Source organism: Kitasatospora sp. NPDC036755, assembly GCF_040636595.1.
Taxonomy (GTDB): Bacteria; Actinomycetota; Actinomycetes; order Streptomycetales; family Streptomycetaceae; genus Kitasatospora.
This window is the reverse complement of record NZ_JBEZUT010000105.1, coordinates 1-25,495: the sequence shown is the minus strand read 5'-3', so window position 1 is coordinate 25,495 and position 25,495 is coordinate 1. Positions and strand designations below refer to the sequence as shown.

Below are 25,495 nucleotides of genomic sequence, written 5' to 3'. Positions count from 1 at the left end.
ACTTCCTGTCGCTGCATCCTGAGTTGGGATCGGCGATCGACAGTGCCTTCTATGTCGCCGCCCCGCCCCTCCAGGGAGGCGCGGAAGATCGCGCGTCGGCCGGCCTGGTCGGCGGCGCGCTGCTGAACGAGGCCTTCGACGACGACCCGCAGGTGGTCGTCAACAACTACTACGAGGACGACGGCTTCTTCTAGACCGTCAGGCCGGAGCTCCGCGCGGGCCGTCGGGGGAGTCCCCCGGCGGCCCGCGCTGTCGGCGCGGTGCGCTTGAATGACGTCGGCACACCGTTCCGACCGGGGGAGACGCACCGATGAGCAGCACCGGCACCGACCTGGCCGCCGCCCGGAAGCCCACCGCGGCCTGGCTGGAGTCCTGTTTCGGCCCCGGCACGCTGTGGCGGCCCGAGCCCGAGGCGCTGCCCGAGCGGCTGACGGCGAAGGACGCCCGGGCGTTCCTGGGCGAGGTCGGAGTGCCGGCCGTCGGGCTGGCGTTCCTCGGCTTCGACTCCACCGACCTGCCCGAGCGCGGGATGTGGGAGGCGGACCTGGACGGGCTGTTCGGCGGGCGCGCGCCGGGGGACGACACTCCGCCGAGCGCCCGGGGGTACTGCGTCGGCAGGTTCGACGCGCTGCACCTGATGGTGGACGGCGACTGCGGCGCGGTGCGGATCTACGACGCGGACGGCTGGGACCACGGGAGCGGCGAGCGCGGCCGGGCGGCCGACTCGCTGCCCGGGGTGGTCGGCGCGCTCGCGCTGCTGGCCCGCCGGGAGGAGCGGATCCGCGGCGGGGACGCCGAGGCCGCGCTGGACGAGTTCGAGGCGCTGGTGCGGGAGTTGGGCCAGGGGCCGGAGGAGTCGGAGCTCTGGGCGGGGCTGCTGGAGAACCTGCGCGAGGAGTACCAGGACTGACGCCCTCCGGGCCCGGCGGCCGCACAACGCTTCGGCGCTGTGCGGCCGCCGGCGTGTCCGGCATGGGTCCTAACCGTCGAGGCGCGGGTATGCCCCGGCCCGGGCCGCCGCCTCGGCGGCCCGGGCGGCGCGGTCCGCGGCCGCTTCGTCCAGCGGCTCCGCGGTGGTGAGCATCCGGTAGTAGAGCGGCGCCGAGACCGCCCGGATAACCTCGAACGCGTCGGTGTCCGGCGGGAGTTCGCCGCGTTCGACGGCGGCGGTGACGCACGGCGCCCACTCCTCGACCCGGCGCCGGTAGAAGTGCCGCAGTGCCTCGGCCGCCTCGGGGTCGCAGTTCGCCGCCATGATGACGGCGCGGAACAGCGCGCCCTGCCGGGGGTCGGCCAGGGTGCGCTGGACGAGTCGGGCGTTGGCCCGGAGGTCTCCGGCGAGGGAGCCGCTGTCGGTGCGCGGCAGGGACTGCTCGGCCATGTCCGCGAGCAGGTCCGCGACCAGCGCGGTGGTGCTGCCCCAGCGGCGGTAGACGGTGGTGCGGCCGACCTCGGCCCGCTGGGCGATGTCGCCGAGGTCGAGGCCGCCGAAGCCGTGCTCGACCAGGGCGTCCTCGGCGGCGCGCAGGACGGCGGTGCGGACCCGGGCGGTCCGGCCGCCGGGGCGGACCGTGCCGGGAGTGGAGGGCTCGACGGCCATTAACGGGATTCCTGTTCCATTAGGTGGCTGCAGTCTGCTAGGTTCACGGCATCCTAACGGAACGGGAGTCCCATTAGGGGCTTCGAGGGGAGAACCGCCATGACCATCACCACCGACATGGAGTACCGCCGGCTCGGCACGTCCGGGCTCAAGGTGTCCGCGCTCAGCCTCGGCACCGGCACCTTCGGCGGACGCGGCCCGCTGTTCGGCGCCTGGGGCACCACCGGCGTCCAGGAGGCCCGCAAGCTGCTCGACATCGCCATCGACGCCGGGGTCACCCTCTTCGACACCGCCGACGTCTACTCCGACGGCGCCTCCGAGGAGGTGCTCGGCCAGGCGATCCGCGGCCGCCGCGACCAGGTGCTGATCTCCACCAAGGCCGGACTGCCCACCGGCGACGGCCCGCAGGACGCCGGCACCTCCCGCGCCCGGCTGATCCGCTCGGTGGAGGACGCGCTGCGCCGCCTCGACACCGACTACCTCGACCTCTTCCAGCTGCACGCCTACGACGCCGGCACCCCGATCGAGGAGGTGCTCGCCACCCTGGAGGACCTCGTCCGGGCCGGCAAGATCCGCTACACCGGGGTCTCCAACTTCTCCGGCTGGCAGCTGATGAAGTCCCTCGCCCTCGCCGAGCGGCACGGCCGCCCCCGGTACGCCACCCACCAGGTCTACTACTCGCTCGTCGGCCGCGACTACGAATGGGAGCTGATGCCGCTCGCCCGGGAGGAGGGCGTCGGCGCCCTGGTCTGGAGCCCGCTCGGATGGGGCCGGCTCACCGGGCGGATCCGCCGCGGACAGCCGCTGCCGGACGGCAGCCGGCTGCACGACACCGCCGACTACGGCCCGCCGGTGGAGGACGAACTGCTGTACCGGGTGGTCGACGCGCTGGACGAGGTCGCCGCCGAGACCGGCCGCACCGTCCCCCAGGTGGCGATCAACTGGCTGCTGCGCCGTCCGACCGTCTCCTCGGTGATCATCGGCGCGCGCAACGAGGAGCAGCTGCGCCAGAACCTCGGCGCGGTCGGCTGGTCCCTGACGGAGGACCAGGTGGCCCGGCTGGACGCCGCCGGCGCCCGCACCGCGCCGTACCCGTACTTCCCGTACCGCCGCCAGGAGGCCTTCGCCCGCCTCGACCCGCCGCTCGCGGGCTGAGACGCCTGGCGGGGCCGGGGATCCGGCGGTTCCAGGGCTCGCAGCCGACGCGCCCGCCGGGCGGCGGCGCCTTCCCGTGCGGCATGCGTGGGCCCCGGCCCGGGAGATGTCCGGGCCGGGGCCGGACCGGCTGCTGCGGGGCGGGCGGTCGGCCCCGCGCCGGTGGCCGGGGTGGGGGTCAGGCCTGCCGGGCGTGCCAGGCGGCGAGGAGTTCGGCTTCCCGGGCGGGGTCGAGGGTGCCGGCAACGGGCTCGAACGGCTCGATGTCGCGGGCGGTTTCGGCGACGGGGCGGAAGACGAGCCCGGTGGCGAGGGCGGCCGCCGGGGCCGCGGTGCTGGTGGCGCGGCGCTCGGGGGAGGAGGGCCAGAGCGGGAGCGCGTTCTGCTCGACGCCGGCCTCGCGGAGGAACTCCTCGGCCACCCAGGTGACGGTGGTGCCGGGCGGGGCGACCGCCGAGGCGATGGCGTCGAGCAGGTCGCCCATGCCGAACGGCGGGGGCGTGGCGGCGTGGTAGGCGCCGGAGGCGCCCTGCTCCAGGAGGGCGAGCATCCAGTGGGCGAGGTCGCGGACGTCGACCACCTGGACCGCGGCGTCCGGGCGGCCGGGGGCGAGCACCTCGCCGCCCCGGGCGAGGCGCCGCACCCAGTAGTCGAAGCGGTGGGTGTAGTCGCGGGGGCCGATCACGTAGGTCGGGCGGACCAGTAGGGTCCGGTCGCCGAAGGCCTGTTGGGCGGCGCGCTCGCACTGGACCTTGAGGACCCCGTACGTCTCGGCGGTGACGGCCTCGGGCTCCGGGCCGTCGGCGGGCAGCAGCGGGGAGTCCTCGGCGTAGCCGGGGGCGGCCGGGACGTCGTACACCGAGACGGTCGAGACCAGGAGGTACCGGCCGGCCGCTCCCGGGTCGAGGGTGGCGGCCAACTCGCGGACCTGGCGCGGGTAGTAGGCGCAGAAGTCGACGGTGGCGTCCCAGCTGCGGCCGCGCAGCGCGGAGAGGTCGGCGTCGCGGTCGGCGATCAGGTGGGTGGCGTCCGGGAGCAGTCCGGAGCCGGTGCGGCCGCGGTGCACCACCGTGACCTCGTGCCCGGCGGCCAGGGCCGCCTCGGCGAAGTGGAGACCGATGAAGCGGGTGCCGCCGATGACCAGAATGCGCATCCTGACATCGTGCCAGTTCGGGCCTGGCCGCTGCCACCCGGTGCCCGGTTGTTGCGCAAGTTGTGGGTGGGGTAAGCGAGTCCGGAAGTGGTGTGTATGGTTCCGGGGGGAACTGTGTTCGACGCCCGGCCGCATGTGGCGGCGGTCGTCGGCGCGTTGGGTCGTGCCCGGCCGGTCGCCGCTGGTCAGCCGTTCGGCGGTGGTGGCGGGTGGTGGGCCGTGACGGCCCTGTTACGTCTGAGGGATCGTCAAAGTTCCTTGTTTCCCGGCGAACTTGTGTGAATCCCCTTTAAGCTCCCGTTAACAATGACGGCTTTTCGCCACTCGGGAACTCGATCCACGAGGTCGGCCGGAGGGCCCAACCGGACGATGAGAGCAGGGATGACGACGACAACTGAACGAACCGCCGGCGCCGCGCGCGGCCCGGACCGGCGGTCGGACGGGCCCGGGAGCCGAGCCTCGGGCCGTCGCACCGCGGGCGGCGCGGTGGCGCTGGCGGTGGTGATCGGCGCCTGCTCGGTGGCGGCGGCCCCCTCGGCCTTCCCGCAGACCGGCGACGGGACGGTGAAGGTCCGGGTGATCCGGGCCGTCGACACCGACGGGGTGTGGACGCCCGGCCTGGAGTCGACCATGGCGGGTGTGAAGGTCACGCTCACCGACGACGCCGGGGTGGCCGTCGAGGGCACCACGGCGGCCGACGGCACCGTGACGCTGGCGCCGGCCACGAGCAAGCTGACCGGCGGCAAGTACCGCGTCCAGGTGGTGAATCCGAAGCCGGGCGTGCTCTACCCGGCCTTCGCCTCGCGGGAGGGCCTGGACGGCGCCCCCACCAAGCTGAGCTCCAACGAGGAGTTCGTCGACCTCTCCGGCGGCAAGACGGCCGAACTCACCACGGGCCTCTGGAGCCCGGGTGACTACTGCCAGAAGAACGCGCCGCTGGTGTCGACCTGCCAGAACCCGCCCGCGGACGGGGACGCCCAGCACACGCTGGTGTCCTTCCCGTACGAGTCCCGCGGAACGGCCGGCAAGGGCTTCACCCTGACCGACGTGGCCACGGCCGGGCAGACCGGGAACCTCTACGGCATCGCCTGGAACAAGGCCGACCGGCGGGTGTTCTCCTCGGCCCAGGCCAAGCGGACCACCAGCTACGGCCCCGGCGGTCCGGGCGGGATCTACGTCACCGACTGGGCGACGAAGAAGACCACCCTGTTCGCCACCGTCCCGGACGCGGGCACCACCGCGCACACCCCGGGCAACGACGACGGCTTCCTGGCCCCGGTGGGCAAGGAGAGCCTCGGCGGCATCAAGATCACCGAGGACGGCAAGGACCTCTTCGTCGTCAACCTGCACGACCGCAAGCTCTACCGCTACGACGCCACCGCGGCGACGGCGGCCGCGCCGAAGGCCTCCTACGCCATCCCGGACCCGGGCTGCCCGGCGTCGGGGGACTGGCGCCCGTACGGCCTCGGCATCCAGGACGGCGTCGGCTTCCTCGGCGGCGTCTGCTCGGGCGAGTCCACCGGCAAGTCCGCGGACCTGCGGGCCGTGGTGCTGCCGTTCGACCTGTCCACCGGCGCGTTCAAGTCGGCGGTGCTGAACCAGCCGCTCGACTACCCGCGCGGCACCACGGTCGGCGGGCCGTGCCCGGGCACCGGCTGGTACCCGTGGCAGGACACCTTCCCGAGCACCCAGAACGGCCAGGCCTGCGGCGACAACTACATGGCCAACCCCGAGCCGGCGCTGGCCGAGATCGCGTTCGAGACGGACGGCTCGATGCTGCTCGCCTTCCGCGACCGCTTCGGCGACCAGTCGGCGGCCAGCCCGACGGGCAGCACGATGGCCAAGGTCCTGCCCGGCGGCGACCTCCTCAAGGCCTGCCCGGCGAACGGCGCCTACCTGCTGGACACCAACCTGGGCTGCGGTTCCACGGCCCGGGGCCAGCGGTTCTTCGACAACGCCCGGATCGGCCACAACAACCCCGGCAACGCGGGGATGGCGTTCTCGAAGGTCGAGGACTCCATCGTGATCTCGGGCTACGACAGCGACAGCCAGGCCTACGGCTACGGCAGCGCCTTCCAGAAGCGCAACGGCAAGGCGGACGGCGGCGTGCGGCTCAACACCGCCCCGGGCGCCCCGCCGTTCGGCAAGGGCGCCGCGATGGGCGACCTCGAAGTCCTCTGCGACCAGGCTCCGCTCCAGATCGGCAACCGCGTCTGGTACGACCCCGAGCGCAGCGGCCTCCAACTGCCGGGCCAGAAGCCGGTTCCGGGTGCCACCGTCCACCTGTACGACGAGGCGGGGAAGCTCGTCGGCACGACCACGACGACCAAGCGCGGCGAGTACTACTTCGACGACAGCAACGTCGACGGCGGCCTCAAGCCGCGGACCAAGTACACGATCAAGCTGGACAACCCGGCGGACTACGCCAAGGACGGCCCCCTCTTCCAGTGGGTGCCGACCGACCCCGACGTCGGTGACAACCACTTCATCGACTCCAAGGGCATCGTCCCGAAGGGCGGCAAGTTCCCGGAGCGGGCGCTGACCACCGGCGGCCCCGGCGAGAACGACCACACCTACGACTTCGGCTTCCGCCTCCAGGAGGGCGCGCTGCGCCTGGTCAAGCACGACCAGGACGGCAAGCCGCTGGCCGGCGCCAAGTTCCAGCTGTGGCACGAGACCAACGGGACCGACGGGCTCCAGCCGACCGGCGACAAGCCGGACACCAAGGTGGGCGAACCCTGCACGACCGGGGCCGACGGCATCTGCCAGGGCACAGGGGTGCCGGGGACGTACTACTGGCAGGAGCTGAGCCCGCCGGACGGCTACTCGGCGCCGGAGGTCACCGTCTTCGGCCCGCTGAAGCTGACCTCGGCGAACCTCGACGCCGGCGTGGAGGTGACGGCCGTCAACAAGCTGATCCCCACCCCGACGCCGACTCCGACGCCCACCCCGACCGAGACGCCGACCCCGGCGCAGACGTCGGCGGCCCCGGTGCCGCCGGCCCCCGCGCCTCCGGCGTCCGGGCACCTGCCCAACACCGGTGCGGGTGAAGGGATGCCGATCGCGTTGACCAGCGCGGCGGCGCTGATCGCCCTCGGGACCGCCATGGTGCTGGTGGTCCGCCGACGCAAGGCCGCCCAGCGCGGCTAGCGCCTCTGTCGGGCGTTCGCGGAAGCGCGTTCGCGCCGGTGAGTTCGCCGGGGCCCGGTGCGGGGAGACCCGTGCCGGGCCCGATCGGGCGGGTTCGTGGGACCGTTGGTCCCCGGACCCGCCCGACTGTCGTGTCCGACCGAGGAAGGGAGCGGGCTGCATGCCCCGTAGCACGAAGGCCGACGGCCCCGGGCCCCGGTGGGCCAGGGCCGGCTGGCTCAAGGCCCTGATCGCGATCGCGGTGTGCGGCGCCGCGGCCGGCGGCGTGGCCGTCTACCGGACGGCCTCCGACGAGGCCGCCGAACGCCCGGTGACCACCGACGAGGCGGGCCGGCTCGCACTGTCGCGGCTGAACCTCTACCAGGCGAGCCCGGTGGCGGTGTCGCTGACGGCCGACGAGGGCGGGGGCGTGAGCATCCGGGTCGACGGGATCCTCGACTACCGCACCCACCGGGGGGTGGGCCGCTACCGGACCACCGGCGCGAGCGGCCCGCTGGACCACGGCCTGATCGTCTGGGACACCGGCGGCCTCGGGCTGGCCCCCGACGCGGCCGGCGCGGGCCCGGGAACCCCGACCGCCGCCGCCCCCACCGCCGTCCCCACCGACGCCCCGGCCTGGGAGCAGGCCGAGCACATCCCCCGCCAGGGCTGGTCGCCGCGCACCTACACGGCGGACCCGCTGGACGCGGGGCTGAACCTGCTGGTCCAGCTCGGCGCGGACCGCCCCGACAACCCGCTGCTGCTCGCCCAGTCCGGTGCCCGCTGGCTCGGCCGGGACCGGATCGACGGCCGGAGCTACGACCGCTTCGCCGGCCCGCGCGCCCAGGGCTCCGCGCCCGACGGCGCCCGCTCGCCGCTGACGTACTGGGTGGACGGCGACGGCGGGCTGCGCCGGGTGACGATGCGGATGCCGGGGCTCGGCACCCCGACCACGGTGGAGGTCACCGGACGGCAGGCGGACGCCAAGCTGCCCGAGGCCCCGTGGCTCACCGGCTGAGCCGGCGCGGCCCGGCCTGAGCCGAGCCGTCCCGGGCTGAACCGACCCGGACCGAGCCGAGCCGTGCCGTCCGGGCCGACCCGGCGCGACCCGGTCCGCCCGGCCTGCCCGGCACGCACGCTCCGGAAGACCGCGGACACGGCCGGAAACCCTTCGGACAGGCCGGTCAGCCGTACAAAAATCGTTGGTGAGGCAGCAATAGCTTCATCATCTTCCGTTCACCCGGACTCGGCTGCCAGCATCGGCGCACCGTCACCGCCCGAGGGAGTAGCCGATGAACCGCCCCCGTTCCCTGCGCTGTCTGGCCGCACTGTCCCTGGTCGTCCTGGCCGCCACCGCCTGCGGGCGCTCCGACCAGGGCGGCTCCCCGGCCGCCGGCGCGGCCCAGGCCGCGCAGAACTCCGGGAAGAGCGCCGCCGAGCTGCTCCCGGCGAAGAACAAGCAGAGCGGCGTGCTCAGAGTGGCCACCTCCGTCGGCTACCCGCCGATGGAGATGTACAAGACCGGGACCACCGAGCTCACCGGCGTCGACCCGGACCTCGCCGCCGCCCTGGCCGGGAGGCTCGGCCTGAAGCTGGAGCTCGCCAACTCCTCCTTCGACGGCCTGATCCCGGGCCTCCAGGCCGGCCGCTACGACCTGGTGATGTCCTCCATGACGGACAGCGCGCAGCGCCGCCAGGCCGTCGACTTCGTCGACTACTTCCGCACCGGCGGCGTGATCATGACGAAGAAGGGCAACCCCGAGGGCATCACGTCCATCGAGGACCTCTGCGGCAAGAAGGTGGTCCTCGCCAAGGGCAGCTCCAACCTGGAGATCGGCGAGCAGCAGAACGCCAAGTGCGCCACCAAGATGGCGATCTCGCAGAGCGAGGACGCCCCGACCGGGCTGCTCCAGCTGGACAGCGACCGGGCCGTGGCCACGATCGTGGACTACCCGGTGGCGCAGATGTTCGTCCGGAACAGCGGCTCCTACGAGGTGCTGCCGGACCAGTACGGGACGGCGCCCTGGGGCATCGCGGTGGCGAAGAAGGACTCCGGGCTGCGCGACGCGGTGCGGAAGGCGCTCCAGGAGCTGATCGAGAACGGCGAGTACCGCAAGGTGCTGGACACCTACCAGGTGGGCGGCAGCGCGGTGGAGCGCGCCACCGTCAACGCGGCGCAGTGAGAACGGCGGCACCGACGAGATGAGCACCGACATGAGAGACCCCGCGACGCCCGCCCCGGCGTCCCCGGCCGCCGCGGTCGCGGCCGACGACGACCTGGCCCTCGAGGTCACCGGCCGGCCCCGCCCGGCGCGCTGGTTCGCCGTCCTGGCGGCGGCCTTCGCCGCCGTCTGGCTGGCCTGGACGATCATCGTCAACCCCAACCTGCACTGGGACATCGTCGCCAGGTACCAGTTCGACGGCGTGATCCTGGAAGGGCTCTGGGTGACCGTCCAACTCACCCTGATCTCCCAGGTGGTGGGCATCGTCATCGGCGTGGTGGTCGCCGTGATGCAGCTGTCCGACAGCCCGGTGCTGCGCACCACCGCCGGGGCGTACACCTGGTTCTTCCGCGGCACCCCGCTGCTGGTCCAGCTGATCTTCTGGTTCAACCTGGCGCTGCTCTTCCCGGAGATCAGCATCGGCATCCCGTTCGACGGGCCCAAGCTGGTCAGCTGGCAGTCCAACACCCTGATCACCGGCTTCGTGGCGGCACTGCTCGGCCTGTCGATCAACGAGGGCGCCTACATGTCCGAGATCGTCCGGGCCGGCATCCAGAGCGTCGACCCCGGGCAGCGCGAGGCCGGCGCCTCACTGGGCATGTCCAACCGGCAGATCCTCACCCGGGTGGTGCTGCCGCAGGCGATGCGGGTGATCATCCCGCCGTTCGGCAACCAGTTCATCTCGATGCTGAAGACCACCTCGCTGGTCTCCGTCATCGCCGGCGCCGACCTGATGACCGTCTCGCAGCACCTCTACCTCGCCAACTTCGAGGTGATCGCGCTGCTGATCGTCGCGTCGATCTGGTACCTGGTGCTCACCACCATCGCGAGCGTCGCCCAGCACGCCGTGGAACGGAAGTTCAACCCGGCCGGCGCCCCGCCGGCGCTGCACCGCAGGGTGCTGGCCAACCTGCGCCCCGGGCGCGGCGGAGCGGGGAAGAGCCTCAAGAAGGGGGAGGGCAAGTGATGATGAGCACGGACCTGGAGAAGCCGCTCGCCGAGGTGGTGCTGTCGGCCCGCAGGGTGCGCAAGCACTTCGGGGACCTGGAGGTGCTGCGCGGCATCGACCTGGAGGTCCGGGCGGGGGAGGTGCTCTGCGTGATCGGCCCCTCCGGCTCCGGCAAGTCCACGCTGCTGCGCTGCTTCAACCACCTGGAGAAGATCGACGCCGGGCGGATCGAGGTGGACGGCGAACCGGTCGGCTACGAGCCGCACGGCGCCTCCGGCACCAAGCTGCGCGAGCGCCGCCCGCGCGACATCCGCCACCAGCGCGAGCGGATCGGCATGGTCTTCCAGCGCTTCCACCTCTTCCCGCACCGCACCGCGCTGCAGAACGTGATGGAGGGCCCGGTCGCGGTCAAGGGCCGCCCGCGCGGGGAGGCCGAGCGCCAGGCCCGCGCGCTGCTGGACACGGTCGGCCTGGCCGACCGCGCCGACCACTACCCGGCCCAGCTCTCCGGCGGCCAGCAGCAGCGGGTGGCGATCGCCCGGGCACTGGCCATGGAGCCGACCCTGATGCTCTTCGACGAGCCCACCTCCGCGCTCGACCCGGAACTGGTCGGCGAGGTGCTCGGGGTGATGCGCGACCTCGCCAGCAGCGGCATGACGATGATCGTCGTCACCCACGAGATGGGCTTCGCCCGCGAGGTCGCCGACCGGGTCGTCTTCATGGACCAGGGCGCCGTCGTCGAGGCCGGCACCCCGGCCGAGCTGTTCACCGCCCCGCGGCACGACCGCACCCGGGCCTTCCTCTCCACGGTGCTCTGATGGGAACGACGCAACCGGCGATGGCACCGGCGACGGAACGGATGGGAACGGACGTGACCACGACCCCGGTCGACCTGCTGCTGCGCGGCGGCACCCTGGTGGACGGCACCGGGGCGCCCGCCCGCCCGGCCGACCTCGCCGTCGCGCGCGGCCGGGTCACCGTCCTGCCGCCCGGCACAGCGGTGGCCGCGGCCGAGACCCTGGACGTCACCGGACGGGTCGTCACCCCCGGCTTCATCGACGTCCACACCCACTCGGACGCGCTCGCCGCCCCCTTCGGCGGCGGCACCCACACCGACGGCGACGCCCTGGACGAGCTGCGGCTCGCCCCGCTGCTCCAGGGCGTCACCACGGAGATCAGCGGCAACTGCGGGATCAGCCTGTTCCCCTCCCTGCCCGAGCGGCTGCCCGAACTCGCCGGGCACCTGCGGGTCTCCTTCGGCCTCGGGCCGGTGCTGCCCGCCGAGGACTTCGACGCCTTCGCCGCCGGACAGCGGCCCGAACTGCGCCGCAACCACATCGCCTCGCTGGTCGGCCACGGCACGCTGCGCGCCGGGGTGATGGGCTTCGAGGACCGCCCGCCCACCCCCGAGGAGCTGGCCGCCATGTGCGGGCTGCTCGACCGGGCCCTGGCCCAGGGCGCGGCCGGGCTCTCCACCGGCCTGATCTACCCGCCCGGCGTCTACGCGGACACCGAGGAGATCGTGGCCCTGGCCGAGGTCGCCGCCCGGCACGGCAAGCCGTACGTGACGCACCTGCGCGACGAGATGTCCCAGGTGGAGAAGGCCCTGGAGGAGGCGCTGGAGATCGCGGCGCGCTCCGGCGCCGCCCTCCAGGTCTCCCACCACAAGACCGCCGGACGGCACGCCTGGGGCGCCACCCTGCGCACCCTGCCGCGCCTGGAGCAGGCCCGCGCCGACGGCGTCGACGTGCTCTGCGACGTCTACCCGTACACCGCCGGCAGCACCGTGCTGCACGCCATGCTGCCGCCGTGGACCAGCGAGGGCGGGCCGGCCGCCCTGCTGGAGCGGCTGCGCAGCAAGGAGGTCAGGGACCGGATCCGGGTGGACATCGCGAACGGCGTCGAGGGCTGGGAGAACACCGTCGGCAACGGCGGCTGGGACCTGATCTCGGTGGCCGCCGCCCCCGCCCGCCGCGCCGTCGAGGGCCGCCGGATCGCCGACCTGGCCGTCGAGCGCGGCGCCGATCCGGTGGACTACGTCTGCGACCTGCTGCTGGAGGCGCAGGGCGAGGTGACCATCATCAGCCACTCGATGCGCGAGGACGACGTCCGCCGGGTACTGGCCAGCCCGCTGTCGATGATCGGCTCCGACGGCGTGCCCAAACCCGGCCGCCCGCACCCCCGTTGGGCGGGCAGCTTCGCCCGGGTGCTCGGCCACTACGGGCGCGGGCAGGGGCTGCTGCCGCTGGAGCTCGCGGTGCACAAGATGACCGGCCTGCCCGCCGAGCGGTTCCGGCTCGCCGGCCGCGGCGTCGTCCGGGACGGGGCCGTCGCGGACCTGGTGGTGCTCGACCCGGCGACCGTCCTGGACGGCGCGACCTTCGAGCAGCCGCTGCTCCCGCCGCTCGGCGTGGAGACCGTCGTGGGGGCCGGCCGGGTCGCGGTGCGCGACGGCCGGGCGACCGCGAGCCGGGCCGGAGAGGTGGTGCGGGTCCGATGAGTCTCGCCCAGGTGGCCGCCGCCGCGCGCAGTTCGGCGGCGCTCCCGCTGACCCTCGCGGTGGCCGCCGTCGACGTGGACGCCCCCGAGGAGGGCGGTGCGGCCGGCGGTGCTCCCGCCGGTGCTTTCGTCGGTGCTTTCGTCGGTACGGCCGGTGGCACCGTCGGGGTGGACGACACCGTCGTGCTGCCCGTCGCCAGCGCCTCCAAGCTGCTGCTGCTGGCCGAGGTCGCCCGGCGGCTCGACAGCGGCGAACTGACGGCCCGACAGCCGGTGGAGGTCCTCCCCGAGGACGTCACCGGCGGCACCGGTCTGCTCGGCCGGCTGAGCCGCCCCGGCTGGACGGTGGAGGACCTGGCCTGGCTGACGGCCGCGGTCAGCGACAACACCGCCACCAACGCGCTGCTGCGGCTGGTCGGCCTGCCCGCCACCGCGCGGCTGGCGCGCGAGCTCGGGCTGGAGCGGCTCACCCTGCACGACCGGGTGCGCGACGAGCGCGGGCCGGACGACCCGCCGGTCTTCGCCACCGGCACCGCCCGCGACCTGGCCCGCCTGGTGGCCCTCGCCGTCCGGGGCGCGATGGCCTCCCCGGCGGCCTCGGCCCGGCTGCTCGGGTGGATGCGCGCCAACACCGACCACGGCCTGGTGCCCGCGCTGATCGACCACGACCCGTACGCCCCCGGCTTCCCGGAGCCGCTGGCCGGCACCCTGCTGGTGGCCAACAAGACCGGTACGGACACCGGGGTGCGGGCCGACGCGGGCGTCATCGTGGGCGCCCGCCGGGTGGCCTACGCGGTCGTCGCGCACTGGGACGTGGCGCTCGGGCCGAGCACCGAACGGGCCGCCGTGCACGCGATCCGGGACGTCGGCCGCGCCCTCGGGGCCTGGGCCCAGCGGCCGGCCTGAGCCGGCCCGCCACGGCGGGCGCCCCCGGACCGACCGGTTCGGGGGCGCGGGCCGTTCCGGGCCGGCTCAGCTTCCGGTCGGCTCCGAGCGGGTCTGGGTGTGGCCTCCCGAGGTGGAGTCCTCCTCCTCGGCGAGGACGGAGGCCGGGGCGTGCCGGTCGTGGGTCGTCGCCGCCGTGGCCGCGACGGACAGCAGGGCCGCGGCGGCGACCAGGAGTGCGGAGATCCGGCGGATCATCGGGTTCCCCCTCGGTGGACGGACCGGTGGACGGTCGGCGGAAGGACCGGTGCGGGGACCGGTGCGAGGACCGGCGGACGTCCGCCGGCGGGTGCAGCATGGCACACCCGCGGCCCGCCGCACAGGGCCGGGACCGGTGCCGTGCGCGGCGGGGCTCAGGCCCACTGCATGTCGAGCAGGGCCTTGATCTCCCCGGCGGCGGAGCCGAGTTCGGCGAGGAAGGCCCGCAGCACCGGATTGCGGTTGGTGCCCCGGGTCGCCACCCCGATCCGGCGGTGCAGCTGCGGGTGGTCCAGCCGGCACACGTGCACCCCGGCGCTGTCGGCCAGGCCCAGCGCCGGGATCAGCGCGACGCCCATGCCGGCCCGCGCGAGGTTGATGGTCACCTGGTAGTGGTCGCTGCGGCAGCGCACCCGGGGACGGAACCCCTCGGCGGCGCAGGCGCGTTCGAGCACCGGCTCACCGGTGCTGCCGCCGTGGGTGCCGATCCAGCTCTCGCCCTCCAGCTCGGCCAGCCGCACCGCCGAGCGCCGCCCGAGCCGGTGCCGCAGCGGCACCACGACCAGCTGCGGCTCCTCGAAGTACATCCGTACGTCCACACCCGTCTGCCGGCACCACGGGTCCAGCGGGTGCTCGAAGACGACGGCCGCGTCCAGCCGGCCGGCCTCCAGGTCCGGGACCAGCTCGTGCGGCTGGCCCATGATCAGCTCCAGCTCCACGTGGGGGTGCCCGGCGGCGAACGCGGCCAGCGCCCGGGGCAGCAGGTCCAGCCCGGCGGAGGCGAAGAAGCCGATCCGCAGCACACCGGCCGCACCCTGGGCGTGCGCCCGCAGGTCGTCCTGGGCGACGGCCATCAGATCGGCGATCGCCTGGGCGTGCTCGGCCAGCCGGACACCCGCGGGAGTCAGGCGCAGGGACTGCGGAGCCCGTTCCACCAGCGCGACGCCCAGCTCCTGCTCCAGACGGGCGAGCTGGTGCGAGATGGCGGACGGGCTCAGGTGCAGGGCCTGCGCCGCGGCCACGATGGTGCCCCGGCGGGCGATCTCCAGGAGGACGTGCAGTCGGGCGCTGTTCAGCATCGGCCCAGGTTAAGGCCTGTGCCGGGGTCCGGGCCGGGTGCGCGCTGGTCCACGGCGCGGGCCTCAGGACGTGTGCGCCCGCTGCGCGGCCACCGGCTCCCGGGTGCCGTCGCCGGTGGCGGCCACGTCCAGCCGGAGCAGGTCGTGCTCGGTCTCCCGGCGCACCACCAGGCGGGCCTCGCCGTCCCGGACGAAGACCACGGCGGGCCGCGGCAGCTTGTTGTAGTTGGACGCCATGGCGTAGCCGTAGGCGCCGGTCACCGGGGTGGCCAGCAGGTCGCCGACCCGCAGGTCGGAGGGGAGCGCGGCGTCGTCGATGATCACGTCGCCGCTCTCGCAGTGCTTGCCGACCAGCCGGGCGCGCCCCGGGCGGGGAGCCTCGGGGCAGCGCGGCAGGAAGGCCTCGTAGCGGGCGCCGTACAGCGCCGGGCGCAGGTTGTCGCTCATCCCGCCGTCCACGCTGACGTAGGTGCGCACGCCCTCGATCCGCTTGACGGTGCCGACCCGGTAGAGGGTCAGCCCGGCCCGGGCGGCGATCGAGCGGCCGGGCTCGACGCCGACCTCGCCGCTCCAGCCGGCGCCGCGCACCGCCGCCCGGACCCGTTCCGCCCAGACGGCGAAGGAGGGGGCGCTCTGCCCGCTCAGGTAGGCCACGCCCAGGCCGCCGCCGACGGTCAGCCGGCGCAGGCCGTGCTCCACCGCGAACCGGGCGACCGCGGCGGCGCCGTCGGCCAGCTCGGCCGGGTCGAGCACCTGGGAGCCCACGTGGGCGTGCACACCCTCCAGCCGGACGGCCGCGGACTGCTCGGCCCGGCGCACCGCGGCCGCGGCGGCGCCGCCGGCCAGGCCGAAGCCGAACTTGGAGTCGTGGCCCCCGGTCTGGATGGCCTGGTGGGCGCCGGCCGCGACCCCGGGCGCCACCCGCAGCTGGATCCGGGCCGGGGGCAGGCCCTCCTCGCGGTGCAGCCGCTCGATCCGGTCCAGCTCGTCGAAGCTGTCCACCACGATGTGGCGCAGGCCGACGGCCAGGGCGGTGCGCAGCTCGGCCTCGTCCTTGTTGTTGCCGTGCAGCACGATCCGGTCCGGGGCGACCCCGGCGTACAGGGCGGTGCGCAGCTCGCCGCCGGAGGCGACGTCCAGCAGCAGGCCCTCCTCGGCGGCGAGCCGGGCCATCGCGGTGCACAGGAAGGCCTTGGAGGCGTAGGCGACGTTGCCCCGGCCGAAGGCGGCCACCGCCTCGCGGCAACGGCGGCGCAGGTGCTCCTCGTCGTAGACGAACAGCGGAGTGCCGTACCGGCGGGCGGCCTCGTCGAGCAGGACGCCGCCGACGGACAGGCCCTCGGGGCGGAACTCGGCGGTGAGCGGCAGCAGGCCCGGATCGACGGGCGACGGGGCCGGCGACGCAGGGGACACGGTCGACGCAGGGGACAAGGCTTCCTCCCGGCAGGCTGGTTGGCCCGGCCCATCCTCGGCCCTGGGGGAGGGAGGGAGAAAGCGCATTCTTCGGGCCCTGAGCAGTACCGAATCCGATGCTCCGCCCAGGTGGCGGGGCAGTCCCGGGGTGTTGCATCCAAGCTTGCATCTATGATGCTACGGTGTGCTCCATGGCCGACACCCCGCCGCCCGCCCGCGTCCCGGCCGCGGACCGCGCGTACGAACTGACCAAGGACCTCATCCTCGGTGGCGGCCTCCCCGGCGGCACCCTGATCAGCGAGGGGGAGATCGCCGAGCGCACCTCGCTCAGCCGCACCCCGGTCCGCGAGGCCTTCCTGCGGCTGCAGTCCGAGGGGCTGCTCCAGCTCTTCCCCAAGCGCGGAGCCGTCGTGGTGCCGGTCGGCCCCGGCGAGGCCGAGGACGTACTGGAACTGCGCGAGGCGCTGGAGAGCACCGCCGTGCGCCGGATCGCCCGCCGTCCCGGCGGCCTCGACACGCTGGTCCGGCAGCTCTCCGAGCTGATCGACCAGCAGCGCGGGCCCGCCCACCGGGCCGACCTCGGGGCCTTCGCCGACGCCGACGAGGCCTTCCACCGAGGCATCGTGACGGCCTCCGGCAACGCGCTCGCCGAACGGTTCTACGGGACGCTGCGCGACCGCCAGCGCCGGATGGCCGTCCAACTGCTCCAGGTGCAGCCGGAACGGCTCGCCTCGCTGGTCGAGGAGCACACCGTGCTCGTCGAGCGGATCGCAGCCCGCGACGCCGAGGGCTTCACCGCCGCCCTGCGCGCCCACCTGGACGCCCACCGGGCCGTCACCGACCACTGAACCCCCCTTCCTCCGTACCGACTTCCCGCGCGCCGGCACCCGCGCGCACCCCCCGACGGACCGCCGGGACCCGACCATCCGACAAGGAGCAGCACCACCATGAGCACCACCCGGCCACCGTCCGCCGGTCCCGTCGCATCCTCCGGCCGGGGGCGGCCGTGGCTGCTCGCCGCCCTGGCCATGCTCTGCTGCGGCTGGGGCGGCAACCAGTTCACCCCGCTGCTGCTGATGTACCGCCACCTCGGCGGCTACTCCGAGGTCACCGTGGACGCCTTCCTGGGGGCGTACGTCCTCGGGCTGGTGCCCGGGCTGCTGGTCGGCGGCGCGGCCTCGGACCGCTACGGGCGGCGCCCGCTGATGATCGGCGCGGTGGCCGTCTCGCTCGCCGCCAGCGGGGTGCTGTGCGGCGGCGTGACCGGTGAACTGCCCATCTACGCGGGGCGGTTCCTCACCGGCATAGCCGTCGGCATCGCGATGGCCGTCGGCACCAGCTGGGTCAAGGAACTCTCCCAGGCCCCGCACGACCCGGCCGCCGACCAGGGCGCCGGCGCCCGCCGCGCCTCCCTCGCGCTGACCCTCGGCTTCGGCCTTGGCGCCGGAGTGGCCGGGGTGCTCGCCCAGTGGGGGCCCTGGCCGATGGTCACCCCGTACCTCGCCCACCTGCTCGTCACCCTGCCCGCGCTGTTCCTGCTCCCCAGGGCCGTCGAGACCCGGGCCCGGGCCACCGGCGCCGTCCGCAGCCTCTGGGCCGACCTCAAGGTCCCGGCGGCCGGGCACCGGCGCTTCGTCCGGGTCGTGCTGCCGATGGCCCCGTGGGTGTTCGGCTCGGCCGGCGTCGCGTACGCGGTGACCCCGCAGTTGGTCGGCGACCGGCTCGGCGACTGGTCGCTGGCCTACGCCACCCTGCTGACCGTCCTCACCCTCGGCACCGGCGCCCTCGTCCAGCCCTTCGCCAAGCGCCTCGACTCGCTCTCCTCGGCGCGCGGCGTCATCGTCTCCATGGTGCTGATGGCCTGCGGCATGGCCGTCTGCGCCGGCGACGCGGCCGTCCGCTCCCCGCTGCTCGGCCTGTGCGGCGCGGTGTTCCTCGGCGCCGCCTACGGCATCGGGGTGGTCTCCGGGCTGCTGGAGATCCAGCGCATCGTCACCCCCGACGACCTGGCCGGTATCACGGGTGTCTACTACGCGCTCTGCTACTCGGGCTTCCTGCTGCCCGCCGTGCTCGCGGCGCTCTCCTCGCTGGCCTCCTACACCGTGATGCTCACCGCGGTGACGGCCCTCGCCCTCGCCAGCCTCGCCGTGATCGTCCTCTCCTCCCGCCGCACCGCCCCCGCCGAGGCCTCCCGCTGACCTCACCACCACCGCCGCCGCCCCGCCCACCCGGGCGGGGCGGCAGAACGCCCTGCGAACCCGTCACGACACGGACACGAGCGGTCGGGGCGCGTCCAATTCCGGTCGGTCGGCCGACCGATGGCATGGTCTGAGGGAGAATCACGGAGGAGGGAGACACGTTGTGAGTACGGCACCCCATGTCCCTGGCGACTACAGCACCGTCAGCGATCCCGAGCAGGCCTTGAAGTATGCGATCCGGCACATCGCGGGCGACCGGACCGAGATCATCGAGGGAGTCATCACCCCTATGTCGCCGTCGTGGGCGCACGAGTCCGCCGCCGAGTTCGTCCGTCGCCAGCTCGGCGCCCGGATGGATGAACTGGACCTGGTGTCCGGTTCCGGCAATCTCGATCTGCCCGGCAGCGAGAACTGGTACATCCCGCATCTGGCCATCGTGCCCGCCGAACTCGCGCTGAAGACCGAGGGCGCACTGCTGCCCGACCAGACCCTCCTGATCGTCGAGGTCAGTTCTCCGTCGAACGCGGAGACAGACCGCGTCGTCAAGCGCCGTCGCTATGGTCAGTACGGCGCCCCGCTCTACCTCCTCATCGACCGGCAGAACCGCAGCTGCACCCTGTACAGCGAGCCGACCCGTCTCGGCTACGCCGCGGAAAGCGGGCCGCATCCTTTCGGCACGCCCGTTGCCCTCCCGGCGCCCTTCGACCTGGAGCTCGACACCTCCCGGTTGTAGGACTAGGGCGTGTCTGACATTTGGCGTCGCACGCCCGGCGGGAATTGTCAGACACGCCCTAGACCTTCGCGGCGTCCTTGGGGCGGGCGTGGGCGGGGAGGCCGGTGGCGAGGTCCTCGACGAGGAGGCGCCAGGCGATGGCGTCGGCGGCGGCGCGCAGGCCGGGGCTGCGGGGGCGGCCGGCGTCGGCGTCGAGGCGGGCGTTGAGCCAGTCCGACCAGGCGTGGCCGAGGGCGCGGACCTCGCGGGTGCCGGCCTCGGTGGAGGAGAGGCGGTCGCCGTCGCGGGTGAGGTAGCCCTCGGCGGCCATCCGGTCGAAGACCGGTTCCAGGACCTCGGGCGGCACCCGCTTGCGGGCGGCGATGAGGTCGAGCGAGGCGTGGCCGACGGCCTCGGTGTGGCCGGCGACCTGCATCAGGGCCCAGGCCCCGGCGAGGTCGACCCGGATGTCGGCGCCGTCGACGATCGTGCGGATGGTACCGAGGTCGACGCCGCGCACGATCGAGCTGACGGCGAGCTCCAGGTGTGGGTCGGAGTCGCTGGTGGTCGGCTGGGCGAAGCCCTCGCCCATGTCGGTGGAGCCGGCCCGGGTGGTGTCGCGCAACTGCACCTGTTTGAGGAAGAGGGCGACGACGAAGCCGACGACGGCCACCGGGATGGTCCACAGGTACACGGTGTGCAGGGCGTCGGAGTAGGCCTGGACGAGCGGCGCGGCCTGGTCGGCGGGCAGCCGGTGCAGGCCCTGCGGGCTCTCGGCGGCGTGGGCGAGGACGGCCGGGTCGGCGCCGGTGAGCCGGGCGGCGGTGCCGACGCCGTCGGCGAGTTCGGTCTTCAGGCTGTTGGCGTAGATGGTGCCGAACACGGCGGTGCCGAAGGAGCTGCCGATGGTGCGGAAGAAGGTCACCCCGGCGGTGGCGGTGCCGAGGTCCGCGTAGTCGACGGTGTTCTGCACGGCGATGGTCAGCACCTGCATGGTCAGCCCGATGCCGACGCCGAGCACGACCATGTAGAGCGAGGCGAGCGCGGTGCCGGTGCCCGGTTGGAGTCGGGAGAGGAGGTACAGGCCGACGGCCATCACCAGGGTGCCGACGATCGGGAACAGCCGGTACCTGCCGGTCTTGCCGACGGCGTTGCCGCTGGCGATGGAGGCGACCAGCAGGCCGATGACCATGGGCAGCATCCGGACGCCGGAGACCGTCGCCGAGTCGCCGTCCACGTACTGGAGGAAGGTCGGCAGGAAGGTCAGCGCGCCGAGCATGGCGAAACCGACGATGAAGCTGAGCACCGAGCAGACCGTGAACACCGGGTTGCGGAACAGCCGCATGGGCAGCATCGGTTCGGCGGCGCGGGTCTCCGCCCAGCAGAACAGGGCGAGGGCCAGCGCGCCGCCGACGAACAGGCCGATGATCACCCCGGAGCCCCAGGGGTACTGGTTGCCGCCCCAACTGGTCGCCAGGATCAGGGCGCTGGCGCCGACCGTGACCAGCGCGATCCCCAGGTAGTCGATCACCGGCCGGACGGCCGAGCGCACCGAGGGGATCGTCCGGGCGGCCGCGATCACCACCACGACAGCGATCGGCACGTTGACGTAGAACGCCCAGCGCCAGGACAGGTGGTCGGTGAACAGCCCGCCCAGCAGCGGCCCGACCACCGTCGCCAGCCCGAAGACCGCGCCCATCGCCCCCTGGTACTTGCCGCGTTCGCGCAGCGGGATGACGTCCGCGATCAGCGCCATGGCGGTGACCATCAGGCCGCCGGCGCCGATGCCCTGGACCGCCCGCCAGGCGATCAGCAGGGTCATGTTGGTGGAGAGGCCGCACAGGAAGGAGCCGCCGACGAAGACGATCGCGGACACCTGGAACAGCAGCTTGCGCCCGTACAGGTCGCCGAACTTGCCGGCCAGCACGGTGGCCACCGTCTCGGCCAGCAGGTAGGACGTCACCACCCAGGACATGTGCGCGGCCCCGCCGAGGTCCGCGACGATGGTGGGCAGGGCGGTGCCGACGATGGTCTGGTCGAGGGCGGCCAGCAGCATGCCGAGCACGATGGTGGCGAAGACGACGTTCCGCTGCCGGACGTCCAGCACCGGAGGGGCGGAGGGTGGGGTCTCGGTGGCGACGCTCATGCCGTCAGCCTCCGGGGTCCGCACGGAGGCCGCGATCCGGTTCGCCCGTCCGGGTGAGGGAGGGGCCGTTCCGCCCGGGTGGCGGCCCCGGTCCGCCCGGGTGACGATGATCCGAGCGAAGCCGACCGACGGTCACCTGCCGACCAGGACGCCCCGGCCCCCGGGAAGAGGCTCCCCATGAACGCCGACCCCCAGCGCGGTACCGCGCACCCGACGCGGCCCGGCGCCACCGCCGTAGGCGACCGGGCCGACGCCCGGCGCTGGCGGGCGCTCGCGGTCTGCCTGGTCGCCGGCTTCATGACCCTGCTGGACGTCAGCATCGTCAACGTCGCGCTGCCGACCGTACGGGCCGGGCTGCACATGTCCGACAGCGGCCTGCAGTGGGTGCTCAGCGGCTACGCGCTGGCCTTCGGCCTGGTGCTGGTGCCCTCCGGACGGCTCGGCGACGCGCGCAGCCGGCGGGCCGTCTTCCTCGTCGGGCTCGCGCTGTTCACCGTGGCCAGCGCGCTCGCCGGAGCGGCGCAGAACCAGGACTGGCTGGTGCTGGCCCGGCTGTTCCAGGGCGCGGCCGGCGGGGTGCTGGTGCCGCAGGTGTCCGGCTTCATCCAGGTGCTGTTCCAGGGGGCCGACCGCGGCCGGGCCTTCGGCGCCCTCGGCGCGACCATCGGGCTGTCCACCGCCGTCGGACCACTGCTCGGCGGGCTGCTGATCCACGTGGTCGGCCCGGAGAACGGCTGGCGCTGGGTGTTCCTGGTCAACCTGCCGATCGGCGTCGCCGCGCTGCCGATCGCCTACCATCTGCTCCCGGCGCCCCCGCCCGCCGCGGAACGGGCCGGGCACCGGGACTTCGACCCGGTCGGCGTGCTGCTGCTCGGCGCCGGGACGGTCGCGCTGCTGCTCCCGTTCGTCCAGGCGCAGCAGTGGCACGGCCCGGCCCGATGGCTGCTGCTGCCGCTCGCGGCGGTGCTGCTCGCCGCCTTCGTCGGCTGGGAGCTGCACTACGGGCGGCGGCGCGAACCGCTGGTGAGCATGGCGCTGTTCGCGGTGCGCCCGTACGCGGCGGGGACCCTGCTGTCGCTGGTGTACTTCGCCGGGTTCACCGCGATCTTCTTCATCTTCACGCTCTACCTCCAGGCCGGACTCCACTACTCGGCGCTGACGGCGGGCCTGGCGATCACTCCGTTCGCGGTCGGCTCGGGAGTGTCCGCGGCGGTCGGCGGTCGGCTGGTGAGCCGGCTGGGCCGGCGGCTGGTGGTGGCCGGGCTGGTGCTGGTGCTGGCCGGACTGCTGGCCTCGGCGCTCGCGGTGCAGCTGTGGTCGGGGCCCCGCGTGGGCTGGACGACAGTGCTGCCGCTGCTGGTCGCCGGGGTGGGCAGCGGGCTGGTGATCGCCCCGAACCAGACGCTGACCCTCCAGCAGGTGCCGGTGGCCCGGGCGGGCAGTGCCGGCGGGGTGCTGCAGACCGCGCAGCGGGTCGGCTCGGCGGTGGGCATCGCCGTGGTCGGCTCGGTGTTCTTCGCCCACGCGGCCGGCCCCCGCCCGGACTGGGCCCTGGCCTTCCAACTGGGCGTGACGGTCGCGGCCGGCCTGGTGCTGGCGGCGCTGCTGGTGGCGGTCGCCGACATGGCCTCGGGCCGGGGCAGCTTCCGGGCCGCCGGACCGCGGGTGGGCGACGGGCCGCGGGGCGGGGGCGAGGGCGGGCCGCGGGACGGGGACGGGGACGGGCCGTGACGGGCGCCCGGGCGGACTTCCTGGCGGCCGCCACCGCGGCCGAGGGGCTGCGCGCCGGCCGGAGGTGGCGGCCGCCTGGCAGCGGCCGAGCGCGCTGGCGCGGTGGAGTGTCGGCGGGCCGGCCGGACACCTGGCCTTCCAGGTCCTCTGCGTGCCGGAGCCGCTGGCCGCGCCCGTACCGGTGGAGCCGGTGGTCGGGCTGACGGAGCACTACGCACGGTCGGCCTGGGTCGGCGCGGCGCTCGACGCGGACGTCAACGTGCGGATCCGCCAGGGCAGCGAGGCCTTCGCGGCGGACGGGCCGGCCGGCGCTGCACCGCCGGCTGGCCGCCGCGCTCCCTGGGCTCGCGGTCGCCCTGACGGCCGCGGACGGCGGCCGGCCGGCCCGGCTGCCGTTCTGGGGGCCGTGGGCCCTGACCCTCGACGACCTGCTGGCCACCCGGACGATGGAACTGGCCGTTCACGGCGACGACCTGACGGGCGGCGTCGGGGTGGCCGGCCCCGACTCCCCGGGGAGGTCTACGAGTCGGTGATCGTCCTGCTGACCGGGCTGACCGGCTGACCGGCTGACCGGCTGGCGGCACGGCCCGGAGGCGGTGCCGCGGGCGCTCAGCCGCGCCGAGCGGGCGCCGGGGAGCATCGCGGCGTTCTGAGGGCGGACCGTTCCGGGGCCGGGCCGCCCTCGGTGAGGGCCTCGGCGAGAGCGGGCTCCGGTGACGGCTCCGGCGCGGACCGGTCCCGGTGCCGTCAGTGGTCCCGGCGGTGGATCGCGACCGCCGCGACGGCCACCGAGGCCAGCGACCACAGCGCGTAGGTGACCCAGGCGCCCGCGACGGTGGCCGGGTACTCGGTCGGGCGCAGGCCCGCCAGGGTGGTGCGGGCCAGGCGCTGCCAGGCGGGCAGCGGCAGGGCGTGCAGCAGGTCGGCGCTCCACCGGTAGCGCTCGGTGACCAGCGACGGGACGAAGAACAGCACCGCGACGGTGGCCACCGCGGCGCCCGCGCCGTGCCGGACCAGGGTGCCGATACCGAGCCCGACCAGCGCGCAGACCGGGCCGAACAGGACCGCCGCCGCGACGTACCGCAGCGCGGCCGGGTCGGTGAGGGACTGTCCGATGCCGACCTCGGAGAGGATCGCCTGGCCGACGCCGAAGGAGAGGCCGACGGTGAGCACCCCGTAGCCGAACAGCACCGCGGTCAGGACGCAGGCCTTGGCGGCGATCACCGCGCGCCGGTCGGGCACGGCCGCCAGGGTGGTGCGGATCAGCCCGGTGGCGTACTCGCCGGCGATGACGAGCGCGCCGAGGCCGTCCGCGACCAGCATCAGGATGTCCGCGGAGGCGGTGCCGAACGCGTCGTACAGCGCGATCTGCGCCATGCTCGCCGGATCCCCCTCGCCGGGTGTGGAGTGGTCGCGGGTGTAGAGCGCGGACTTGAGGTTCGCGGCGACGATCGCCGCCGCGCTGAGGCCGAGCACCCAGGGGACGGAGCGCAGCGACCAGAACTTGAGCCACTCGGCGGCCAGCAGATCGCCGAAGCGGGCGCGCGGCTCGGTGGCGGTGCCGGCGGGAACGGTGCCGGCGGGTGCGGGGGTGGCGGGCGCGGTGCTCAACGGGGTTCTCCGGCGGGGTACTCGACGCTGTCGGCGGTCAGGTCCATGAACGCCTCCTCCAGGGAGGCGCCCCGGGTGGTCAGGGCGTGCAGCAACAGGCGCTGCTCCAGGGCGAGTTCGCCGATCCGGGTGGCGTCCATGCCGCTCACCGCGAGGGCGCCGTCCGGGCCGGGCCGGACGGTGGCGCCGGCCGCCGTCAACACGGCCGCCAGCCGGTCGGGTTCGGCGGCCCGGACGGTGACGCCGGCTCGCCCGGCCCCGCCGGTCCGCCCGCCCGGCCCGTCCTGCCGGGCCCGTCCGGCCCGGGCGGAGAACTCCGCGAGGCTCTCGTCGGCGAGCAGCCGGCCCCGCCCGACCACCACGAGGTGGTCGGCGGTGTGCTCCATCTCGGCCATCATGTGGCTGGAGACGAACACCGTCCGACCCTCACGGGCGAGTCGGCGGAACAGTCCGCGCACCCAGAGCACGCCCTCCGGGTCCAGCCCGTTGAGCGGCTCGTCGAACAGCAGCACCGGCGGGTCGCCGAGCAGCGCGCCGGCGATGCCGAGCCGCTGGCGCATGCCGAGCGAGTAGCCGCGGATCCGGCGTCCGGCCGCCTCCCCGAGGCCGACCTCCGCCAGCACCTCCTCGACCCGTGCGGCGGGGATCGCGTTGGCCCGGGCCAGTGCCAGGAGTTGGGCCCGGCCGGTGCGCCCGCCGTGGGCGTCGCCCGCGTCGAGCAGCACGCCGGCGTGCCGCAGGCCGCGCGGCCTGCC

Annotated in this window: 21 protein-coding genes and 2 pseudogenes; 15 read left to right on the top strand and 8 right to left on the bottom strand. The window is 74.4% G+C overall.

Features of this window, described 5'->3' with window-relative positions; translation table 11 throughout:
* Window positions 1-194: pseudogene (locus tag AB0E96_RS17830) on the top strand (hypothetical protein); the annotation flags it as partial.
* A gap of 116 nt (window positions 195-310) precedes the next feature.
* Window positions 311-910, top strand: a complete 600-nt coding sequence (locus AB0E96_RS17825) for an SUKH-4 family immunity protein (protein ID WP_359824375.1) — start codon at window positions 311-313, stop codon at window positions 908-910.
* Window positions 911-979: 69 nt separating this feature from the next.
* Here the strand turns inward: AB0E96_RS17825 and AB0E96_RS17820 are convergent, their stop codons facing one another.
* Window positions 980-1,600 carry a TetR/AcrR family transcriptional regulator gene (locus tag AB0E96_RS17820; protein WP_359824372.1) on the bottom strand — a complete coding sequence of 207 codons (621 nt, stop codon included), beginning with the start codon at window positions 1,598-1,600 and terminating at the stop codon, window positions 980-982.
* Window positions 1,601-1,717: 117 nt separating this feature from the next.
* On the opposite strand from AB0E96_RS17820, the gene AB0E96_RS17815 reads away from it, so the two are divergent.
* Window positions 1,718-2,755 (top strand): aldo/keto reductase, encoded by a 1,038-nt coding sequence (locus tag AB0E96_RS17815; RefSeq protein WP_359824378.1) that lies wholly within the window; start codon window positions 1,718-1,720, stop codon window positions 2,753-2,755.
* Window positions 2,756-2,933: 178 nt separating this feature from the next.
* Here the strand turns inward: AB0E96_RS17815 and AB0E96_RS17810 are convergent, their stop codons facing one another.
* Complete coding sequence (locus tag AB0E96_RS17810; protein WP_359824370.1) at window positions 2,934-3,908, bottom strand: NAD-dependent epimerase/dehydratase family protein; 975 nt, start codon at window positions 3,906-3,908, stop codon at window positions 2,934-2,936.
* A gap of 381 nt (window positions 3,909-4,289) precedes the next feature.
* On the opposite strand from AB0E96_RS17810, the gene AB0E96_RS17805 reads away from it, so the two are divergent.
* From AB0E96_RS17805 to AB0E96_RS17775, 7 genes are all read left to right on the top strand, one after another.
* A complete protein-coding gene (locus AB0E96_RS17805) occupies window positions 4,290-7,058 on the top strand; it encodes an SdrD B-like domain-containing protein (RefSeq protein WP_359824368.1) in 2,769 nt (922 codons plus the stop codon).
* A gap of 160 nt (window positions 7,059-7,218) precedes the next feature.
* On the top strand, window positions 7,219-8,055 hold the full coding sequence (locus AB0E96_RS17800; RefSeq protein ID WP_359824366.1) for a hypothetical protein: 837 nt from the start codon (window positions 7,219-7,221) through the stop codon (window positions 8,053-8,055).
* A 274-nt stretch (window positions 8,056-8,329) separates the two neighbouring features.
* Window positions 8,330-9,220, top strand: coding sequence for an ABC transporter substrate-binding protein (locus AB0E96_RS17795; protein WP_359824363.1), 891 nt, complete (start codon window positions 8,330-8,332; stop codon window positions 9,218-9,220).
* 31 nt (window positions 9,221-9,251) lie between these two features.
* Entirely contained in the window at window positions 9,252-10,226 is a 975-nt protein-coding gene (locus tag AB0E96_RS17790; RefSeq protein WP_359824360.1) for an amino acid ABC transporter permease, read from the top strand.
* Entirely contained in the window at window positions 10,226-11,026 is an 801-nt protein-coding gene (locus AB0E96_RS17785; RefSeq protein ID WP_359824357.1) for an amino acid ABC transporter ATP-binding protein, read from the top strand. Before AB0E96_RS17790 ends, AB0E96_RS17785 begins: the two co-directional genes overlap by 1 nt.
* A 53-nt stretch (window positions 11,027-11,079) precedes the next feature.
* Window positions 11,080-12,708, top strand: a complete 1,629-nt coding sequence (locus AB0E96_RS17780; RefSeq protein WP_359824354.1) for a D-aminoacylase — start codon at window positions 11,080-11,082, stop codon at window positions 12,706-12,708.
* On the top strand, window positions 12,705-13,613 hold the full coding sequence (locus tag AB0E96_RS17775) for a serine hydrolase (RefSeq protein ID WP_359824351.1): 909 nt from the start codon (window positions 12,705-12,707) through the stop codon (window positions 13,611-13,613). The genes AB0E96_RS17780 and AB0E96_RS17775 overlap by 4 nt, the downstream gene beginning before the upstream one ends.
* Before the next feature lie 66 nt (window positions 13,614-13,679).
* Here AB0E96_RS17775 and AB0E96_RS17770 read toward each other — a convergent pair whose 3' ends face one another.
* The 3 genes from AB0E96_RS17770 to lysA all read right to left on the bottom strand — a co-directional run bounded on the left by AB0E96_RS17770 (window position 13,680) and on the right by lysA (window position 16,342).
* On the bottom strand, window positions 13,680-13,850 hold the full coding sequence (locus AB0E96_RS17770; RefSeq protein WP_359824349.1) for a hypothetical protein: 171 nt from the start codon (window positions 13,848-13,850) through the stop codon (window positions 13,680-13,682).
* Window positions 13,851-14,005: 155 nt separating this feature from the next.
* Window positions 14,006-14,929, bottom strand: a complete 924-nt coding sequence (locus tag AB0E96_RS17765) for a LysR substrate-binding domain-containing protein (RefSeq protein WP_359824346.1) — start codon at window positions 14,927-14,929, stop codon at window positions 14,006-14,008.
* A 63-nt stretch (window positions 14,930-14,992) separates the two neighbouring features.
* The gene (gene lysA, locus AB0E96_RS17760) at window positions 14,993-16,342 is read right to left on the bottom strand and encodes a diaminopimelate decarboxylase (protein WP_359824344.1); all 1,350 of its coding nucleotides are present in this window, start codon (window positions 16,340-16,342) and stop codon (window positions 14,993-14,995) included.
* 191 nt (window positions 16,343-16,533) lie between these two features.
* Here lysA and AB0E96_RS17755 point away from each other — a divergent pair, with 191 nt between their 5' ends.
* From AB0E96_RS17755 to AB0E96_RS17745, 3 genes are all read left to right on the top strand, one after another.
* Entirely contained in the window at window positions 16,534-17,190 is a 657-nt protein-coding gene (locus AB0E96_RS17755) for a GntR family transcriptional regulator (protein WP_359824341.1), read from the top strand.
* A 99-nt stretch (window positions 17,191-17,289) separates the two neighbouring features.
* A complete protein-coding gene (locus AB0E96_RS17750) occupies window positions 17,290-18,540 on the top strand; it encodes an MFS transporter (RefSeq protein WP_359824339.1) in 1,251 nt (416 codons plus the stop codon).
* Window positions 18,541-18,703: 163 nt separating this feature from the next.
* Window positions 18,704-19,273, top strand: a complete 570-nt coding sequence (locus AB0E96_RS17745) for a Uma2 family endonuclease (RefSeq protein ID WP_359824336.1) — start codon at window positions 18,704-18,706, stop codon at window positions 19,271-19,273.
* Between the two features lie 58 nt (window positions 19,274-19,331).
* Here AB0E96_RS17745 and AB0E96_RS17740 read toward each other — a convergent pair whose 3' ends face one another.
* Window positions 19,332-21,398, bottom strand: a complete 2,067-nt coding sequence (locus AB0E96_RS17740) for an MDR family MFS transporter (RefSeq protein ID WP_359824333.1) — start codon at window positions 21,396-21,398, stop codon at window positions 19,332-19,334.
* Window positions 21,399-21,575: 177 nt separating this feature from the next.
* Between AB0E96_RS17740 and AB0E96_RS17735 the strand changes: the two genes are divergently transcribed.
* Window positions 21,576-23,129 carry an MFS transporter gene (locus AB0E96_RS17735; RefSeq protein ID WP_359824330.1) on the top strand — a complete coding sequence of 518 codons (1,554 nt, stop codon included), beginning with the start codon at window positions 21,576-21,578 and terminating at the stop codon, window positions 23,127-23,129.
* Between the two features lie 254 nt (window positions 23,130-23,383).
* Window positions 23,384-23,662: pseudogene (locus AB0E96_RS17730) on the top strand (maleylpyruvate isomerase N-terminal domain-containing protein); the annotation flags it as partial.
* A gap of 214 nt (window positions 23,663-23,876) precedes the next feature.
* On the opposite strand, the gene AB0E96_RS17725 reads toward AB0E96_RS17730, so the two are convergent.
* Both AB0E96_RS17725 and AB0E96_RS17720 read right to left on the bottom strand, forming a co-directional pair.
* Complete coding sequence (locus AB0E96_RS17725) at window positions 23,877-24,740, bottom strand: ABC transporter permease (RefSeq protein ID WP_359824327.1); 864 nt, start codon at window positions 24,738-24,740, stop codon at window positions 23,877-23,879.
* Window positions 24,737-25,495 (bottom strand): ATP-binding cassette domain-containing protein (locus tag AB0E96_RS17720; RefSeq protein WP_359824325.1); only part of this gene is annotated, 759 nt, incomplete at its 5' end. The genes AB0E96_RS17720 and AB0E96_RS17725, both read right to left, overlap by 4 nt.

Coding starts and splice junctions, on each gene's coding strand:
- AB0E96_RS17825 (WP_359824375.1), top strand. CDS start 311: ATGAGCAGCACCGGCACCGACCTGGCCGCCGCCCGGAAGCCCACCGCG.
- AB0E96_RS17820 (WP_359824372.1), bottom strand. CDS start 1,600: ATGGCCGTCGAGCCCTCCACTCCCGGCACGGTCCGCCCCGGCGGCCGG.
- AB0E96_RS17815 (WP_359824378.1), top strand. CDS start 1,718: ATGGAGTACCGCCGGCTCGGCACGTCCGGGCTCAAGGTGTCCGCGCTC.
- AB0E96_RS17810 (WP_359824370.1), bottom strand. CDS start 3,908: ATGCGCATTCTGGTCATCGGCGGCACCCGCTTCATCGGTCTCCACTTC.
- AB0E96_RS17805 (WP_359824368.1), top strand. CDS start 4,290: ATGACGACGACAACTGAACGAACCGCCGGCGCCGCGCGCGGCCCGGAC.
- AB0E96_RS17800 (WP_359824366.1), top strand. CDS start 7,219: ATGCCCCGTAGCACGAAGGCCGACGGCCCCGGGCCCCGGTGGGCCAGG.
- AB0E96_RS17795 (WP_359824363.1), top strand. CDS start 8,330: ATGAACCGCCCCCGTTCCCTGCGCTGTCTGGCCGCACTGTCCCTGGTC.
- AB0E96_RS17790 (WP_359824360.1), top strand. CDS start 9,252: ATGAGAGACCCCGCGACGCCCGCCCCGGCGTCCCCGGCCGCCGCGGTC.
- AB0E96_RS17785 (WP_359824357.1), top strand. CDS start 10,226: ATGATGAGCACGGACCTGGAGAAGCCGCTCGCCGAGGTGGTGCTGTCG.
- AB0E96_RS17775 (WP_359824351.1), top strand. CDS start 12,705: ATGAGTCTCGCCCAGGTGGCCGCCGCCGCGCGCAGTTCGGCGGCGCTC.
- AB0E96_RS17770 (WP_359824349.1), bottom strand. CDS start 13,850: ATGATCCGCCGGATCTCCGCACTCCTGGTCGCCGCCGCGGCCCTGCTG.
- AB0E96_RS17765 (WP_359824346.1), bottom strand. CDS start 14,929: ATGCTGAACAGCGCCCGACTGCACGTCCTCCTGGAGATCGCCCGCCGG.
- AB0E96_RS17755 (WP_359824341.1), top strand. CDS start 16,534: ATGGCCGACACCCCGCCGCCCGCCCGCGTCCCGGCCGCGGACCGCGCG.
- AB0E96_RS17750 (WP_359824339.1), top strand. CDS start 17,290: ATGAGCACCACCCGGCCACCGTCCGCCGGTCCCGTCGCATCCTCCGGC.
- AB0E96_RS17740 (WP_359824333.1), bottom strand. CDS start 21,398: ATGAGCGTCGCCACCGAGACCCCACCCTCCGCCCCTCCGGTGCTGGAC.
- AB0E96_RS17735 (WP_359824330.1), top strand. CDS start 21,576: ATGAACGCCGACCCCCAGCGCGGTACCGCGCACCCGACGCGGCCCGGC.